Below are 17,975 nucleotides of genomic sequence, written 5' to 3'. Positions count from 1 at the left end.
TTACAAAAAAAGTGATTTTTTTCAACAAAAATACATAAAAGTATTGTATTTTAGTAATGTTAAAAATTATTTTGAACTTTGTCTATAGAATAGAATATGTTCAAAAGTTTAAGGTGTTGAGTGTGGAAACAATAAACATGCATTTAAAAGATAATTGGAAAAAAGGTTTACTTGGTGCAGCTAGTTTGGTTTTGGCGGTTAGTGTTTCTGCTGAAACTAAAGTTGCAAAAGATCCTGTATCCGTAGAATTAAAAACCTATCTCATTAGTGTAAGCACAGATGGGAAGCCAGTAGCTAAGTTAGTCAATAAAGTGAAGCCAAATGATGTAATTGAGTATCGTGCAACGTATACAAATAATACATCAGGAAAAATTAAAAACTTAGCTGCGACGTTACCAATACCCGTAGAAACGTTATTTTTGGCGAAATCTGAGCCAGAAAACGCGCAAGCAAGTACAGACGGTACAAATTTTGCCCCGATGCCTTTAAAACGCAAAGAGGGTAATCAAATGGTGAATGTTCCACTGAAAGATTATCGTGCATTACGTTGGACGATCGCAGAACTTCCTGCTGGGAAATCTGTAACGGTATCAGCGCAAACGCGTATTAACAGTGACAAAACCAAAAATTAAACAAACTGACATTGAATATTCAACAGGGGTAATTTCCGAATGTCAAATCAAACTCAACGTTTAAAGCTAACGCAATTAGCAGCTTCGATTGCATTTGTTGCAGGTGGTGCAGCTTTCCTTCCTTCAGCACACGCAGCAGCTCCTAGTGCGGGCACAAACATTAGTAACATTGCATCTGCAAGCTATACTGATAGCAATGGTTCTAATAAAACTGTGACATCAAACGTAGTTAGTACGACTGTATTGCAAGTAGCAAGTTTCACGTTGCTCGCTGATCAAACTAAAACTGCTAACGCGAATGGTCAAGTATCTTTATCTCACACATTAACAAATACTGGTAATGGCAGCGATACTTTTAACGTAGCTGTTGTCAATAATGATACACGTGATAACACAACTGATAATTTCGATTTCAGCGGTTTAAACGTTTATCTTGATGCCAACAAAGATGGTGTTCCAGATAGCCAAACTCCTATAACAAGCGTAACTTTAGCAGCAGGCCAATCTGTTAACTTAATCGTACAAGCAACAACAGCAAGCAACAACATTTTTGCTAATGATCTTGGTAAGTTAACGGTTTCAGCAATCAGTGGTTATGATACAAGTGTAACTGCTAAAAACGTAGATACAGTTAAGATTACCAATGGCGCTGTAATTAGTTTATTAAAATCTGCAAGCGTTAGTAATGTAGATGCTACTTCATCAAGCCCTGTAGCACGTGAAGTTGAATATACTTTAGCTTATCAAAATACGGGTAACACGACTGCAACTAACGTTACGATCACCGACGTACTTCCATCTGGTTTAACTTATGTTACTGGTTCTGCTACAGTAAATGGTACAGCTGTAAGTGATGCAGCTGATGCTGATGGATATAACTTCACTTCAGGAACAGCAACATTAGTTATTCCTACAGTTGCTGCAAACAGCAGTGGTGTATTGAAATTCAAAGTTCGAGTAAACCAAAATACTCCAGCTGGTATCATTACAAACATCGCTGAAGTGGATCCAGATGGTCCAGGTACAGAAGGTAAAACACCATCTAACCCGAACGATGTAACAGTGTTAGGTGTTAAAAAAGGTACAATCAACGATAGTACTACGGATGCTTTTGCTGATGGACAATCAACAGCAACCCCAACACCTGATGTCATTACTAAGTCAACAACTCAAGGTACGCCAGTTGTTTTTGGTGTTACTGGGGAACCAATCGTTGTACATAACACTGGTAATGTAACTGAAGCGTTTAATATTTCAGTTAATAAACTCGGTTTACCATCTGGTAGTATTGTTGAATTATTCAAAGCTGATGGTGTAACGCCATTAACTGATACGAATGGTGATGGTGTTGCAGACACGGGTCCAATCGCAAGCGGCGCTACATACCAAGTTGTTACGAAGGTAACTCTACCTTCAACTTATTCTACAGCAACAGCAATTAACACAATTTTAACTGCTACTCCAGTAACTAACCCAACTGCAACACCAGATACGATTACTTTAACGATTAGTCAAGTAACAGCATCAACAGTTGACTTACACAATGGTGATGCAACGAATAGCTCGGGTGCAGTTGCTGGCGCATCTGGTCAAGATACAGGTCAATATATTGACACCAAGTCAACTAAACCTGGTCAAGCAACTAACTTCCCATTAACAATTGATAATAAAGGTGCAACTGGAGATAACTATAATTTATCTACATCACCTACATTACCAGCGGGTTGGACGGTTCAATATTACTTAGCTGATGGTGCAGGTAATCCAACAGGTGCTCCAATCACGAATACAGGTAATATACCAACTGGCGGTAGTGTTAAACTTGTTGCAGTTGTAACGCCTCCAGCAAATGCTCCAGCAGGTGATCAAGAAGTTATCTTTAAAGTTTCTTCTCCTGCTACTGGCTTAACAGATGTAATGTCTGATCGTGTAACAGTTGAAACTAATCGTATCCTTAGCTTGCAAAGTGACCGTACTGGACAAGTTGCACCAGGTGGTACGGTTGTTTACAAGCATACCTTAACCAACAACGGTAACATCGTTGAAGGTGCGACAGCCAATACATTACCGTTTACATTAACGAATGACCAAACTGCAAATGGTTGGGTAACAACCTTATATGTAGATTCGAATAACGATGGTATAGCTGATTCTGGTGAATTAGTCACAGGTAGTGATCTTGCAGTGAAAACTGGAAGTATCGCTCGTGGTGCATCTGTTAACTTACTCATCAAAGTTCAAGCTCCAACAAATGCAACTGCTGGAACACCAAGTGCAGTTGTATTAACGATCAAACCAACAGTTGTTGGTGGTCAGTCTGTTGCCGATCTAGTGAACACTGACTTAACGACTGTAACAAGTGGTCAAGTGCGTTTAGTGAAAGAGCAATCTTTAGCTAACTGTGTAACGGGTGCAGCTGGTACTTATACTCAAAATACAGTTTCTGCTAAACCAGGCGAATGTGTGAAGTATAGAATTACTGCAACGAATGAAGGTAATGCTGACGTAACTAATGTTGTGATTAGCGATGCTACACCTGCATATACAACGTTGAAAGTGATTGCAAGTGCATCTCCAGTAGCTACAAATGCGACATTAAGTACTTCAACTGCTGCATTAACTGATGGTTCAACAGGTACTATCGCTGCTGAGAAAACACCTCTTGTACCTAATACAAGCGCGGTATTAGAGTTTGTAATCAAAGTAAATAATTAATATTCATTAAGTAATTTCGATTGCTCAAAATGAATTGATTAAATATGTGGGCATTTGCGCAAAGCAGGTGTCCACAACAATAATTTTAAAGTTTTTTCATTTAGACTATTTAGTTGAAGGGTAGAGCGCTGTGCTACAACAGAAGCAAATCCGTGTAAGTCGAAACATGTCTTTCATGTTGTCAACGTTGACAATATCTATATTGTCTGCGCAGTATGGTCATGCCGCGAATATTCCTGATGTAGGTAGTAAAATCAAAAACGTTGCTTACGCAACTTTTACAGTAGCAAATGGTAAAGAACAACAATCAGTTTCTAATACAGTCGAAGTTAATGTTTCAGCTTTGTACGCTATTACTTTAACTACACCGCCAGTACTCGATGTCGAACCTAGTGTGCGAGTAATATGGGCCAATACTTTATCGAATAATAGTAATGCACCTGTTAATGTTCAGCTAGAAGCATTAACAATTAATGAATTAAACAATATTAAAATCTACATAGATAGCAACAAAGATGGTGAATTTGATACGAATGATCAACAGTTAACAACTAATGTAGCTTTACAAATTGGCCAAAGTGTCAATTTGTGGGTTGTTGCTACCACAAGTTCAAATTTAACAGAAGGTCAGCAATTTAATTTACCAATTAAAGCAACAGTTGTTGAAGATACAACAGCAATTGCAATCGCTACAGATAGTGCAATTAGCTATGGTGCAAAATTAGTTGCAACTAAAGAAGTACAACAAAAAACTTTTGAGCCTTCTGCAAGTGCAAATTATGACTTAAATTACACGCTCAATATTAGCAATGAAGGTAAGAAGCCAGCTAGACCAACCGATGTCATGGTGGATGGTCAAACACAAAAAATGGTTTTGTTGGTTGATGATTTACCACCTAATACAACATTTAAATCTGCTTTAGTAAAAAATACTCAAGCAAAAATTTTATACAAGCTTGCCAATAATAGTTATAGCACTATTGCTCCAAGTGATGTTGCACAGATCAACCAGCTTGTTGTCGGTTTTCCACAAATTGCTGCAAATACATCTGAGCAAGTTGATCTTGTTGTTAGTATGAACCGCAATATTGCAAAAACCACAGTAAAAAATACTTATAAAGTTTCGTATGCTGTAACTGATAGTCAGAAAGATGTGTTATCAAACGTTGCATCTACTTTAGTTAGCGGCTCAGCAGATATTACAAATAATTCAAGTGATTTTAAGAATATTTTGGCAACTGGTAGTGTAAATAAGCCGCTGAATATAGAAGCTAAAAATGCAAGTTGTAATGCTGATCGTTATATTCCAGATCGTGTGAAAATTCGAATTAAATCTACAAAAACAGATGATTTAGAAGAAGTTATTGGTATTGAAACTGGACCAAATACAGGTGTATTCCACTATACATTACCAACAACTCTTTCAGATAAAGGCATTCGATATGATGCAGTTTTACAGACACTTAAACGTGATAAAGTTGATATTAGTTTAACTGACTGTTTGGATGCGCAAGGCCAATCTACAGGAACAATTACCGACATTAATACAAGTGTGTTAATCGATCCGTATGGTACAGTATTTGATGCTAAAACGGGTTTACCTGTAGCCGGTGCTACAGTTACTTTATTGGATCAAAATGGTCAACCAATTGGTGATAATGTAGCATTTGAAATTGATCCTCAAACAGGTGATAAGATTTCTATTCCTGCAAAACAAGTGACTAATAGTGCTGGTGAATTTATCTATCCACTGGTGAAAGCAGGTACATATAGTTTTATTGTAGACACAAACACTATTCCGGGTGACAAACGTTATACTTTTATTAGTGATCGCAAGGTATATTCAAGTTTCCCAGCAGATAAAGCAGTTGATTTAAAGTGGTCTTATGCTGGACAGTTCACATTAAATAATGGTGACCCTGCACTCAATATTGATATTCCAATTGACCCTGAAGTGGATAATACGAATTCACCTTTATTTGTAAAAAAAGTTGCTTCAAATAAAACTGCTGAAATTGGTGAATTCGAAGAATATACGGTGAATGTTGCAAATCGTGGAACGGCAGATTCAACAAATGTTTCGATTACAGATACACTTCCTCGAGGCTTTATTTATGTTCAAGGCTCAATGCGTGTTGATGGTAAAAAGGTAGAAGATCCATTAGGTGGTAAGGGACCTTATTTAACACTTGGACTAGGTACACTCACTCCAAATAAAGAAGTTAAAGTACAGTATCGCGTTTATATTGGACCAAATGCACTCAATGGTGATGGTATCAACCGTGTTCGTGCCAAAGATGCGAAAGGTGTTGAGTCTAATGAAGCATCAGCGAAAGTAGAAGTTACACCTGGTATGATGATTTCTGACGGTTTTATTGTTGGTAAAATCTTCACCGACTGTAATCGGAATGGTGTCCAAGATGCTGGTGAAATAGGTGTTCCTGGTGTTCGTATTTATCTTGAAGATGGTAGTTATGTTATTACTGATAGCGAAGGTAAGTATGATTTCTATGGAATTAGTGCAAAAACGCATGTTTTAAAAGTCGATCGTACAAGTTTACCAATTGGTTCTGAATTAGTATTAATAAATAATCGTCAAGCAGGTGATCCAAATAGTCGTTTTGTCGATTTAAAACGTGGTGAATTGCATCGTGCCGATTTTGCGATAGCTGAAGGTGTTGGTCAATGTTCAGAATCTTTAATTGAACGGGTGCTAGAGCGTAAAAAACGCATTGAACAAGAGAATACAAATTTAGAGCAAATATTACGTTCTGATTTAACGATTGATCCAATTTTTTCTAAAGTTACGGATGTTCGTGGACAGCCATCGAGTGGCTGTATTTCAGCCGTTGGAGCTCAGGCGAATTGTAATCTTGATTTTTCAAAAGAACAAATTAAAGAAATCAAGCAAATACAATTTGAACCCGAAAAGTCTGGTGTTCAAGCATCTAGCGTTTTACCAAGTTCTTCAACTCTTGCTCTGCCAAATGAAGAGTCTGTAGATACTGTTAATTCTGCCAAAATGATTAATCTTGAAGCAGCTTTAGAAACAGCTGTGAATAATCAACTAGAAATTTTAAATCTTAAAGATGGGCAAGTATTGCCTTATCCTCAGACCTCCATTCAAGTTAAAGGTGCAGCAGGCACTCAGCTTGAGCTTTGGGTAAATGGAACGCGTGTTCCTGAAAAACGCGTTGGTAAACGTGCTGTATTGCCGAACATGCAGGTTGCAGGTTTAGATTTTATTGGTGTTGATTTAAGTACGGGTCACAACACGATAGAAGTACGTGAAGTAGATATGATGGGCAATACTCGAGACATTAAACGTATTAATGTTATTGCACCTGATCAGTTAGATAAGTTGCAACTTGAGTCGAGTAAAACGATTCCACAGGCAAACGGACGCGATCGTTTTAATGTTAATTTAAAAATTGTCGATCGACATGGTACGCTTGTATCAAACCGTACACCTATCACATTAGATAGTTCAATCGGTAAGATTGACTTAGTAGACTTAGATCCAAAACAGTCAGGTATTCAAGTATTCGTTGAAGGTGGAACTTTACTTGTTCCAATTCAAGCGCCAATTGAAGCCGGTGAAGGAACATTATCAGTTGAAAGTGGTATCTTCCACTCAAGCACACCTATTCGTTTCTTACCTGATTTAAGACCGATTATCGCAGTTGGTCTGGTTGAAGGTTCTTTTAATTTCAAAAAGTTTGACCCTAAAGAATTGAGTGGTATTAATTCAAATGATGGTTTTGAAGAAGAATTAAATGAGATTTCAGCTTCAAAAGACGGTAAGCGCAATATAACGGGTCGTGCTGCATTATTTTTGAAAGGTAAGGTAAAAGGTGAATACCTGCTTACACTTGCATATGATTCAGATAAAGATAAAAACCAAAGATTATTCCGTGATATTCGTCCAGATGAATATTACCCAGTTTATGGTGACTCTGCTGCCAAAGGCTTTGATGCTCAATCTACTAGTAAATTGTATGTTCGTGTCGATAAAGGACGTTCATATGCAATGTATGGTGACTACGTAACACGTACTGAAAATGATGACGGCTTATCTTTAGGTCAATATAACCGTTCATTGACAGGTGTTCGTAGTACAGTAGAAGCTGATAAATATAAAGTTACTGCGTTTGCTGCACAGACAAATACACAACAAGTTATGAATGAACAACGTGCTATGGGCATTTCAGGTCCTTATAGTTTAGGTAATGGTGTTAATGCGCAAGACGTGCGTGAAAACAGTGAAAAAGTAGAAGTTATTACGCGTGATCGTAATAATTCGGGTTTAATTATTGCACGTACAAGTTTGACTCGTTTTACTGATTATGAGATTGATACTTTCAGTAATAGTATTTATTTGAAAGATCCAGTTCCAAGTGTTGATGCTGACTTAAACCCAGTATATTTACGAATTACAGTTGAATCTGATCAAGGTGGTGAAGAATATACGGTTGGTGGTGTGTCTGGTTCTGTAAAAGTCACCGATAAAGTTAAAGTGGGTGGTTCTTATGTGAAGAGTAATAACCCACTAACTCAAGATCAGTTAGCAAGTGTGAATACTGTCGTTAAATTTGCCAATGATAAAGGTAAATTCATTGCTGAGTTTGCTCGTTCAGAGAATATTAATGATGACTTAAATTCATCGACGTCAGGAAATGTGAAACCAGATGCAACTGGTAAGTTATCGGGTGATGCTGCACGAGTTGAATTAAACTATTCTTATAAAGACTTGGAAATGAAAGTTTATCATAACCAAGCTGATAGAGAATTTTATAATACAGCGGCACCTATTACTGCTGGTCGTAAAGAGAGTGGCATTAAGGGACGTGTACAATTAAATAAAATCGGCTTAGCTAAGCTTGAAGCGATTCGCACAGAAGATCAGTTAAGTGGCGTAAATCAAGGTGTATCAGCAAGTATTGAACGGGCAATTAACCGTATTTTGGCTGTAGAACTTGGTTTAAAGTATTATGATGAGTCATCTAATTCAGCAACACTGAATACAACACAAGTTGCACCATATCATGGTGTCACAGTTCGCTCTAAATTAATCAGTCAACTACCTTGGCAAGGTTCGAATGTCTTTGCTGAATATGAACAAGACATTTCTGAAGCAGATCGTCGTATTTTTGCCTTGGGTGCGAATTACCAGATTAATTCAAAACTCCGTGCTTATGGTCGTCACGAATTAGTTTCAAGCATTGGTGGTCTTTATGATCTGAATAGTAATCAACGCCGCAATGTAACAGTATTCGGTCTTGATAGTAAATATAACAATAATGGAACAGCCTTCAGTGAATATCGTGTTCGGGATGGTATTAGTGCGAGAGAGGCTGAGGCAGCAATTGGTTTACGTAATCGATGGGAACTTGAAAAAGGTTTTTATGCCAATACGAGTTTTGAGCAAACTAAATCATTATCAAATGCCAATAACTCAAATTCTGATAGCACAGCAGCATCTTTAGGTATTGAATATTTAAAGAACCCTAACTGGAAAGCTGTTGCTCGCATTGAAGCACGTTGGACAGATCAATCAGATACGATATTGAACAATTTAGGCGTTGCTTATAAATATTCGGATGATGTGACATTATTGGCAAAAAATGTTGTTAGCCTAACAGATAGCAAAAATGAGAGTAGCGGTGATCGTTTAGTGGATCGCTTCCAATTAGGATTGGCTTATCGTGATACAGAACACAATCGTTTTGATGCACTAGCTAAAGTTGAATATCGTTATGATGATAATAAAACTGATTTAAACAATCCGTATCTTAAACATGTTTATATTTTCTCGAACCATTTAAATTATCATCCAACACGTGATTTTACCTTGTCGGGTCAATATGCGGTGAAAAATGTGCAGGCTACATTCTCTGGTTTAGAGTCTACAGGTATGACACACATGTTCAGTGCAAGAGCTATATATGACATCAATGAAAGATGGGATGCAGGAATACACACAGGTGTATTATGGTCTGATATGAGTTCAGGGCGTCGAGTTCTCGTGGGTGGTGAGGTTGGGTATCTCGTTGCAGCAAATCTATGGTTGTCAGGTGGCTATAACTTCTCAGGTTATAAAGATGATGATCTGGTAGATAGTGATACTACAATTCAGGGCGCTTATGTTCGTTTTAGATTCAAATTCGATGAGAATCTATTTGCTGGTAATAACGCTGGAATAAATGCTTCGAGAGAACCATAAACATGAAATATCTTCACAATAATTTATATAAAATGTGTTCTTATTTTTATATAGGGGTTTCTGCTAGTTTGCTTGCAGTAAGCACTTCTGTATTTGCTGAGTCTGCATCTGAGCAAATTATTGTTGGAGAGCAATCTAGTTCTTTGGTACAAGATGTCAATCAACAGAAGCCTTATAATCCTAAAGATAAGCAAGTTGCTGCATTACAAACACGTCTGATACCTTATTTAAAACCATCTGAAAATATTGCATATTATCAAGCGATAAAAGCCTTAACATGGTTAAGTTACGCTGCCCACGAAGGAAGTGAAAAGAGTCTAAGTTCTGCGAGAACTGAAGCACTTCAACAAGCAAAATATATTATTGATGCTTTAGAACAAGGACAAATTGAAAAGTTTACGCTGACAACGGCTATTCTTTCTGATTCAAGTGTCATGCGCAGAGACCTTTGGGCAAATGCTGAATTATTAAAGCAAACTGAAGGTTTTTCATGTGCTCAGGCTGAGATTGCTCAAGCAGAAGTGATGTTGGTTTGGGCAGCAGCAGAGCATTGTGAACTTGGATGGAGACACTCAAGAGAACTGTTTCTATCCGCTCAAAGTTTAATTGATCAATCAAATCTTAAAGCATCGGCGTGCAAGTCTGCAACAACATTAGAATTACCTAAAATTAATTATCCATCTTTACAAGAATTGAATGGTGATGCTAAAGGTTGTCATGGAGTGAAAGGCAAGTGGCCAATTTGGTCGCCTGAACAGAAAGTTGTTACTGAACCACTGGTAGCTAAAGTTCCATCAAATGCGCCAAATGTCGTTCACTTTGCTTTAGATCAATCAAACTTGTCAAAAGAATCGATTGATGTGTTAAATCAAGTTGTAACGTTCTTAAAAGACAATCCAACCTACACCTTGACTCTGTATGGTTTTACTGATGCTCGTGCAAGCGAGCAGTATAATTTGAAACTTTCCATGAGACGAGCGCAGAGTGTGCTTGCATATCTTCAACAACAAGGGATTCATTTAGATCGAGTTGCTGTTGAGGCAAAAGGTAAAAATCAAACAATTAACGATGAAAATCAGAAGTTTGGTCATGCATTAAGTCGTAGAGTCGAATTAGTCTATGTTGATCCAGAAGGTAAAGAGGTATCAACTTTCAAGCAACGTCAGGATCTCCAAGTAGAAAAATAACACTCTGTTGAAAACAGTGAAAGTACGTTAAAAAGAGAGCTTTAAAGCTCTTTTTTAACGTTCAGCTTTAGCTAGGGTCTGTTGAGAATTACCGAGAGGGCAGAGTAAAACTTGAAGTGCGACCTAAACCCCCTAATTAATTTAAAAGGTTTATGGAGTATATAAAATTGTCATACCATCATCTTAACTTTGAAGATCGTACTGCATTAATGCTTGAATCAAGAAAAGAAGGCTTTTCAGCCAGAAAATTTGCTGAACTTATTAAAAGACATCCTAGTACGATCTATCGTGAGCTTAAAAGAAATAGCATCAATGATGTTTATCAAGCTCGATATGCTTCTGATCACACCTTCGCTAGACGTAGACGTGGTCACAGAAAACTCAAAATCGATTCAATCCTCTGGAAATTTATTGTTGAAGCGCTCCGTTGTTTATGGTCTCCTCAGCAAATAGCAAAGCGTTTAAAGACATTTCCTGATTTGGATCAAACAATGAATGTAAGCCATACAACGATTTACTCAACGATACGAGCATTACCAAAGGGTGAGTTGAAAAAAGACTTATTATCCTGTCTGCGTCATGAAAATAAAAAGCGAAAAGCTAACGGTGAACCTAAAAAAGATTCTATATTACAGGATATTAAAACTATTCATGAGCGCCCAGCCGAAGTTCAAGAAAGAAAAATACCGGGTCATTGGGAAGCCGATTTAATTAAAGGCAAAGACAATAAAAGTTCGATAGCAACACTTATTGAACGAAATACACGGCTCTGTATTTTGGCAACATTACCTGATGCAAAGGTAGAATCAGTGCGCAAGGCTTTAACAGAAGCTCTGAAATATTTACCTGCAGAACTGCGTAAAACGTTGACCTATGACCGTGGACGCGAGATGGCAGAACATAAAATACTTGAAGAAGATTTAGGCATAGATGTATATTTCTGTGACCCACATTCACCATGGCAAAAAGGCACATGCGAAAATATGAATGGTTTAATTAGGCAATATTTACCTAAAGGGATTGATTTAAATCAGGCAGATCAGCATTATTTAAATCAAGTTGCCATGTCACTGAATACTCGCCCTAGAAAAGCGTTAGATTGGCTTACACCATTAGAAAAGTTTGCTCAGCTTGTTGATTATCATAAGGCTTTTGAAACTGTCGCACCTCATGTTTGAATTCGCCTGATCGAAAAAAAGCGATAAAAATAAAGAAGCATGCACGACTTTCAGTAAGTTTATTTCGCTACGGTTTGGACTATGTTCAGATGGCTATTCTACGTTTGATTGGTTTTGGAAAAAAAGAAGAATTTAAGAAAGTGCTCGCAATTTTAAGGAAGAAAAAGCCTGATAGGACAAGGACCCTATGAAATTTGTCGTGTACAGAGATTCATTTTAAAAAAGGAAGCGATTTGCTTCCTTTTTCATTACTAATTCTGCTTAACGCATTTTCGCCAAGAAACGGCTTAAACGATTAATTGCTTCACGTAGCTCATTTTCAGCAGGTAAGAACACCACACGGAAATGGTCTGGTGTTGGCCAATTAAAACCTGTGCCTTGAACCAATAAAACTTTCTCCGCTTTTAATAGATCTAACATCAATTTCTCATCGTCTTCAATCGGATAGATCTCAGGGTCTAGTTTTGGGAAACAGTACATTGCTCCGTCAGGCTTAACACAGCTTACGCCAGGAATCTCATTTAACATTTCCCAAGCAATATTACGTTGTTCATACAGACGACCGCCTGGACGAATTAAATCATTGATAGATTGATAACCACCGAGAGCAGTTTGAATTGCATATTGTGCTTGATGATTCGCACACAAACGCATTGAAGCAAGCATGTCTAAACCTTCAATATAATCCGCTGCACGTGATTTATCACCTGTGATCGCCATCCAACCTGCACGATAACCAGCAATACGATAGGCTTTTGATAAACCATTAAATGAAATGCAAAGTTGATTGCCAGCCAAAGCTGCAACAGCAACATGCTCAATGCCGTCATAAACGATTTTGTCGTAGATTTCATCTGCAAACAAAATTAAGTCATGTTTTTTAGCTAAAGCAACAATTTGCTCCAATACATGACGTGGGTAAACAGAACCTGTTGGGTTGTTTGGATTGATAATGACAATACCACGCGTATTTGCTGTGATTTTGCTTTCCATATCCGCAATATCAGGATACCAATAGTTTTCTTCATCACATTTATAATGAACAGCTTTACCACCAGACAAATTGACTGCTGCCGTCCATAATGGATAGTCAGGCATAGGAACAAGCATTTCATCGCCATCGTTCAATAAACCTTGCATCGCCATCACAATCAGTTCAGACACGCCATTTCCGACATACACATCATTAACGTGCATATCAAAAACGCCTTTTTGCTGATAATACTGGCAAATGGCTTTACGCGCAGGGAAAATCCCTTTGGAGTCTGTATAACCAATCGCATTCGGTAGGTTTAATGCAACATCATTGATAATTTCTTGTGGAGCTTCAAAACCAAAAGGTGCAGGGTTGCCGATATTGAGCTTAATGATTTTGTGTCCTTGCTCCTCCATTTCATTGGCGGCGCGTAATACTGGTCCACGAATGTCGTAGCAAACATGCTCAAGTTTCGATGATTTCTTAATTTCACGATTTGATTGAGCAGAGTGGGATGTAACAGTATTTTTAGACATAGCTGGATTCACTTTTGCATATCGATATAAATAACTTTTAAAGGTTTCGACACTTACCAAATCTAGATCATGTTGATCTCTAAGTAATTCAACAATTTTTTCATAGGTAAAACCTGATTGTTGATATTGTTTGATTGTTGGTAAGAGTTTTTGAAAAACCACACTTTTTTTCTGAGACATTTTTTGTCCTATACAACCGTGCCAAACAAGAATAACACTATCTTTGCTTACGAGAAAGATAGTTTTGTTAAAATTTGCTTACCTTTAAATTTAAAATTGCTTTCTTTTTGCTATTAAAAATTAATGCTTAAATTTCACTAAATTGTACGTTATGAGACTAGAGTTTTTGTTATGAATGGCGTAAATATAAAACCTGATCATCTAGATATTTTTAACATCAGAATAAAAGGTGTAGGTTATGGGAAAAGTCAATAAAACAGAGCGGGAATGGCAAAGAGAACTATCACCAGAAGAATATCGGATTACCCGTCAAAAAGGTACAGAGCCTGCTTTTACTGGGCAATACTGGAACAGTAAGCAGCAAGGAATATACGTGTGCCGTTGCTGTGGTGCAGAACTCTTTTCATCTGAAACGAAATACGATAGCGGTTGTGGATGGCCGAGCTTTTTTAGGCCGCTTGACAGCACTGCGATAGAAGAACATGAAGATTTGTCGCATGGTATGGTCAGAACGGAAATTGTCTGCCATGATTGCGATGCACATTTGGGCCATGTGTTTGAGGATGGTCCACAGCCGACAGGACTGCGTTATTGCGTGAATTCGGCATCATTACAACTTAAAACAGAAGAAAAGAATGACGAGGAAACCTATCCATGAGTAACATTTATCAGTTTGAAGCTGAATTGTTAGAGGGAGAAACAAAAGCGCTCGCTGATTATAAAGGCAAGGTCATGCTGATTGTAAATACTGCAAGTAAGTGTGGTTTTACACCACAATTTGCAGGACTTGAAAAGTTGCATGAAAAATATAAAGCTCAAGGCTTAGAGGTTTTAGGGTTCCCTTGTAACCAATTTGGTGGTCAGGATCCTGGCACGAATAAAGAAATTGGCGCATTCTGTCAAAGAAATTATGGTGTAAGTTTTCCAATGTTTGCTAAGGTCGATGTAAAAGGTCCTGAAGCACATGTTATTTTTCGATTTCTAACGCGTGAAGCGAAAGGCATCTTAGGTAGTCGCAATATCAAATGGAACTTTACCAAGTTTCTTGTTGGGCGTAATGGCGAAGTTTTAGGCCGTTATGCTCCGACGACTAAACCAGATGCCTTAGAAGCAGATATTGAAAATGCATTAGCAAAAAAATAGTATTGAACAACAAAAAAGACGGTCATTTGACCGTCTTTTTTTGTTGGAATATTGCTTAAGACTGTTCAATTGATGTGGGCTTTGTTTTTCTAAAGCTGTTTAATTTACGGTTGATATCATCAATGAAGGTATAGACTACAGGAATAACCAATAACGATAAAAAGGTACTGGTAATTAACCCACCAATAACAGAAATTGCCATTGGCGCACGGAAACTCGGATCTGTTCCGATACCCAACGCAATCGGTAGCATACCTGCGCCCATTGCTAATGTCGTCATGATAATTGGTCGTGCTCGCTTATGGCAGGCATCCAACAACGCATTCAATCGAGAATAATCTTTTTCCTTTCTCGCGATAATTGCGTAATCGACCAATAGAATCGAGTTTTTACTTGCAATTCCCATTAACATAATCAAACCGATCAAACTTGGCATCGAGAAGCTACTTTTTGCTAAAAGTAATAGTACGAATGCGCCACCGAGTGATAGAGGTAGAGCGACCAGAATAGTGATCGGTTGTAGGAAGTCTTTAAATAAAAGAACCAGAACAACATAGATACACAATACACCTGTCAGCATCGCCAAACCAAAGCTTGAGAATAACTCTTGCATGACTTCAGCATCACCAATATTGGTACGTTTAACTGTTGGTGGTAGGTTTTTCATGGTTGGAAGTTGGTCAACTTTAGCAGCAATATCACCTAACGGTTGATTATTCAGCTCGATATTAAAATTGATATTACGCAAACGATTGAAACGATCAATTTGCGATGGCCCACTTTCAATATTGACATCTGCAATCGTCCCTAACATCACAGGGCCGTGGCTGCCTTTGATCATCAAGCGTTTCATTAACTCCTGATCTTGGCGAGCAGCCAAAGGCAGTTTAATCACAACGGGAACTTGACGTTGAGATAAGTTTAATTTTGCTAGATTCTGATCAAAATCACCTGCGGTGGCGATACGCAAAGTTTCAGCAATATCATAGGTGGTAACACCTAAATCTGCGGCTTTAGCAAAATCAGGACGAATGACCAGTTCAGGACGAATTAAAGCCGCGCTTGAAGTAATACTCCCAATATTTGGAATAGTGCGTAATTCTCGTTCAAGCTTACGTGCTGTAGACATTAAAGCTTCAGGATCATCACCTGAAAGAGCAAGTTGGTACTGACTATTATTTCCAGCTAGACCAACTTGTATTCGAGCACCCGGCAGTGGAGCCAAACGTTGACGAATTTGATTTTCAATCTCTTGTAAACTTGCACTACGATCAGAACGTCCAGTAATCTGAATGGTTAATGTGGCTTTTCTTGGTTCGCTTGAAGCACCACCTGAAAAAGGATCTGTTCCTGCTGCACCACCACCAATCGTTGTGTATATACTCTTGATTTCAGGATGATCTTTAATCAGATTGCGTGCGTATTCTGCTGTTTTTAAGGTGTCAACAAATTGCGAACCGGGTGCAAGCTCTAAACGAACTTGAGTCTGTCCTGTATCAGGTGGTGGAACGAAACCTGTTGGCAGTAAAGGAATCAGCATCACTGAGCCAACGAAAAAGGCAATTGCCCCAAATAAAGTGACCCAACGATGATTTAAACACCATGTGACTAAACGCATATAGCCACGCATGACACGTCCATCGTTGGCGCGATCTTTAGCTAGTTTTGTTGTACCATGATCTAGTTTTGATTGCTTATCTAAAGTTTCATCTTGCTTTTCAACTTGACCAATCCATGGTTTTAAAATGTAAGCAGACATCATTGGTGTAAGCAGGCGTGCAACTAATAGAGAAGCAAAAATTGCCAATGCAGCACTCCAACCGAATTGAACAAAGAACTTACCTGCAATTCCACTCATAAAAGCTGTTGGTAAAAATACTGCAATTAACGTGAACGTGGTTGCAATCACTGCTAAACCAATTTCATCCGCTGCTTCCATTGCCGCTTCATAGGGTGTTTTACCCATCCTGAGATGTCGAATGATATTCTCAATCTCAACAATTGCATCATCCACCAGAATCCCGACCACCAGCGACATTGCCAGCAAGGTAACTGTATTGAGGGTAAATCCAAAGTAATACATCCCAATCAGGGCGGGTAATATAGACAGTGGTAGGGCAGTTGCAGCGATAATTGTTGCACGCCAATCACGTAAAAACAGCCAAACCACCAAGATTGCTAAAATTGCCCCTTCATAAAGAAGCGACATCGAACCTTTATAGTTATCTGCAACTGGTTTAACAAAGTTAAAAGCTTCTGTAATTTTAATATCAGGATGTGAGGCTTTCAGTTTCTCTAATGCTTGGGCCACACCTTTTTCAACATCGACTTCACTGGCACCTTTGCTACGAGTAATTTCAAAACCAATGACAGGTTTACCATTCAATAGCGCAGCAGAGCGTCGTTCTGCAATTCCATCACGAATGGATGCAACTTGATCAAGGCGAATATGGCGACCATCACTGAGCGCAATATCCATTGCACCAATTTCTTCGGCTGTTTTTACCGTTGCAATGGTGCGAATGGACTGTTCACTGCCCCCAATTTTGGTTTGACCGCCTGAGGCGTCTTGCTGAATCAAGCGTAATTGACGGGTAATATCGGTTGCGGTGGTATTCAGCGCCAATAATTTTTCAGGGTCGAGTTCAACTTCAACTTGACGAGTCACACCACCTACACGGGCAACCGCACCGACACCTTTCACTTGTAACATGGCACGGGCAATATCATAGTCCACAAACCATGACAGTGCCTCTTCATCCATTTTCGGTGATTGAATGGTGTAGGTGAGAATTGGCGAGCCTGACAGGTTGATTTTACTGACAATTGGGTCACGTAAATCGGCAGGCAAGTCTGAACGCACCTGAGAAACCGCGTTACGAACGTCATCCACAGCCTCTTGCAACGGTTTTTCCAGTTGGAACTCGGCTGTAACCGTGACAACGCCATCCTGAATATTGGTGTACTGATTCCTTAAACCTTGCAGGGTGGCAATCGAGTTTTCAATTTTACGGGCAACTTCAGTTTCCAGCTGTGGTGGTGCAGCACCTGGAAGGGCTGCGGTCACAGTCACCATTGGCAATTCAATATCGGGGAATTGCTGGATTTTCATCCATTTAAAACACATTAAACCCGTCAATCCCAGCATAATAAACAATAAAATGGCTGGAATGGGATTGCGGATTGACCAGGCAGAGAAATTCAT

General features: G+C 38.6%; 9 protein-coding genes and 1 pseudogene. 8 read left to right on the top strand and 2 right to left on the bottom strand.

Annotation, left to right across the window (positions count from 1 at the left end; genetic code table 11):
* Positions 1–137 precede the first annotated feature (137 nt).
* The 6 genes and pseudogenes from CDG55_RS09510 to CDG55_RS09485 all read left to right on the top strand — a co-directional run.
* The gene (locus tag CDG55_RS09510) at positions 138–632 is read left to right on the top strand and encodes a hypothetical protein (protein WP_087536132.1); all 495 of its coding nucleotides are present in this window, start codon (positions 138–140) and stop codon (positions 630–632) included.
* 39 nt (positions 633–671) lie between these two features.
* Complete coding sequence (locus tag CDG55_RS09505; RefSeq protein ID WP_087536133.1) at positions 672–3,347, top strand: beta strand repeat-containing protein; 2,676 nt, start codon at positions 672–674, stop codon at positions 3,345–3,347.
* A gap of 130 nt (positions 3,348–3,477) precedes the next feature.
* Positions 3,478–9,570: an SdrD B-like domain-containing protein gene (locus CDG55_RS09500; RefSeq protein ID WP_087536134.1), complete on the top strand. Its 6,093-nt coding sequence runs from the start codon at positions 3,478–3,480 to the stop codon at positions 9,568–9,570.
* Positions 9,571–9,638: 68 nt separating this feature from the next.
* Positions 9,639–10,757, top strand: a complete 1,119-nt coding sequence (locus CDG55_RS09495) for an OmpA family protein (RefSeq protein WP_228127621.1) — start codon at positions 9,639–9,641, stop codon at positions 10,755–10,757.
* Between the two features lie 209 nt (positions 10,758–10,966).
* Positions 10,967–11,935, top strand: a complete 969-nt coding sequence (locus tag CDG55_RS09490) for an IS30 family transposase (RefSeq protein WP_265736134.1) — start codon at positions 10,967–10,969, stop codon at positions 11,933–11,935.
* 8 nt (positions 11,936–11,943) lie between these two features.
* Positions 11,944–12,126: pseudogene (locus tag CDG55_RS09485) on the top strand (IS4 family transposase); the annotation flags it as partial.
* 70 nt (positions 12,127–12,196) lie between these two features.
* On the opposite strand, the gene CDG55_RS09480 reads toward CDG55_RS09485, so the two are convergent.
* Positions 12,197–13,627, bottom strand: coding sequence for a pyridoxal phosphate-dependent aminotransferase (locus tag CDG55_RS09480; RefSeq protein WP_087536212.1), 1,431 nt, complete (start codon positions 13,625–13,627; stop codon positions 12,197–12,199).
* Positions 13,628–13,865: 238 nt separating this feature from the next.
* On the opposite strand from CDG55_RS09480, the gene msrB reads away from it, so the two are divergent.
* Entirely contained in the window at positions 13,866–14,285 is a 420-nt protein-coding gene (gene msrB, locus CDG55_RS09475) for a peptide-methionine (R)-S-oxide reductase MsrB (RefSeq protein ID WP_087536211.1), read from the top strand.
* Entirely contained in the window at positions 14,282–14,770 is a 489-nt protein-coding gene (locus tag CDG55_RS09470; RefSeq protein WP_087536210.1) for a glutathione peroxidase, read from the top strand. Before msrB ends, CDG55_RS09470 begins: the two co-directional genes overlap by 4 nt.
* 55 nt (positions 14,771–14,825) lie before the next feature.
* On the opposite strand, the gene CDG55_RS09465 is transcribed toward CDG55_RS09470, so the two are convergent.
* Positions 14,826–17,975 carry an efflux RND transporter permease subunit gene (locus CDG55_RS09465; protein WP_087536209.1) on the bottom strand — a complete coding sequence of 1,050 codons (3,150 nt, stop codon included), beginning with the start codon at positions 17,973–17,975 and terminating at the stop codon, positions 14,826–14,828.

It is taken from the genome of Acinetobacter sp. WCHA45 (genome assembly GCF_002165255.2).
In the GTDB taxonomy this organism is placed as follows: Bacteria; Pseudomonadota; Gammaproteobacteria; order Pseudomonadales; family Moraxellaceae; genus Acinetobacter.
Note: the sequence above shows the minus strand (reverse complement) of the source record. Positions and strands in the feature narration are given on the sequence as shown.

Coding starts and splice junctions, on each gene's coding strand:
- CDG55_RS09510 (WP_087536132.1), top strand. CDS start 138: ATGCATTTAAAAGATAATTGGAAAAAAGGTTTACTTGGTGCAGCTAGT.
- CDG55_RS09505 (WP_087536133.1), top strand. CDS start 672: ATGTCAAATCAAACTCAACGTTTAAAGCTAACGCAATTAGCAGCTTCG.
- CDG55_RS09490 (WP_265736134.1), top strand. CDS start 10,967: ATGCTTGAATCAAGAAAAGAAGGCTTTTCAGCCAGAAAATTTGCTGAA.
- CDG55_RS09480 (WP_087536212.1), bottom strand. CDS start 13,627: ATGTCTCAGAAAAAAAGTGTGGTTTTTCAAAAACTCTTACCAACAATC.
- msrB (WP_087536211.1), top strand. CDS start 13,866: ATGGGAAAAGTCAATAAAACAGAGCGGGAATGGCAAAGAGAACTATCA.
- CDG55_RS09470 (WP_087536210.1), top strand. CDS start 14,282: ATGAGTAACATTTATCAGTTTGAAGCTGAATTGTTAGAGGGAGAAACA.
- CDG55_RS09465 (WP_087536209.1), bottom strand. CDS start 17,975: ATGAATTTCTCTGCCTGGTCAATCCGCAATCCCATTCCAGCCATTTTA.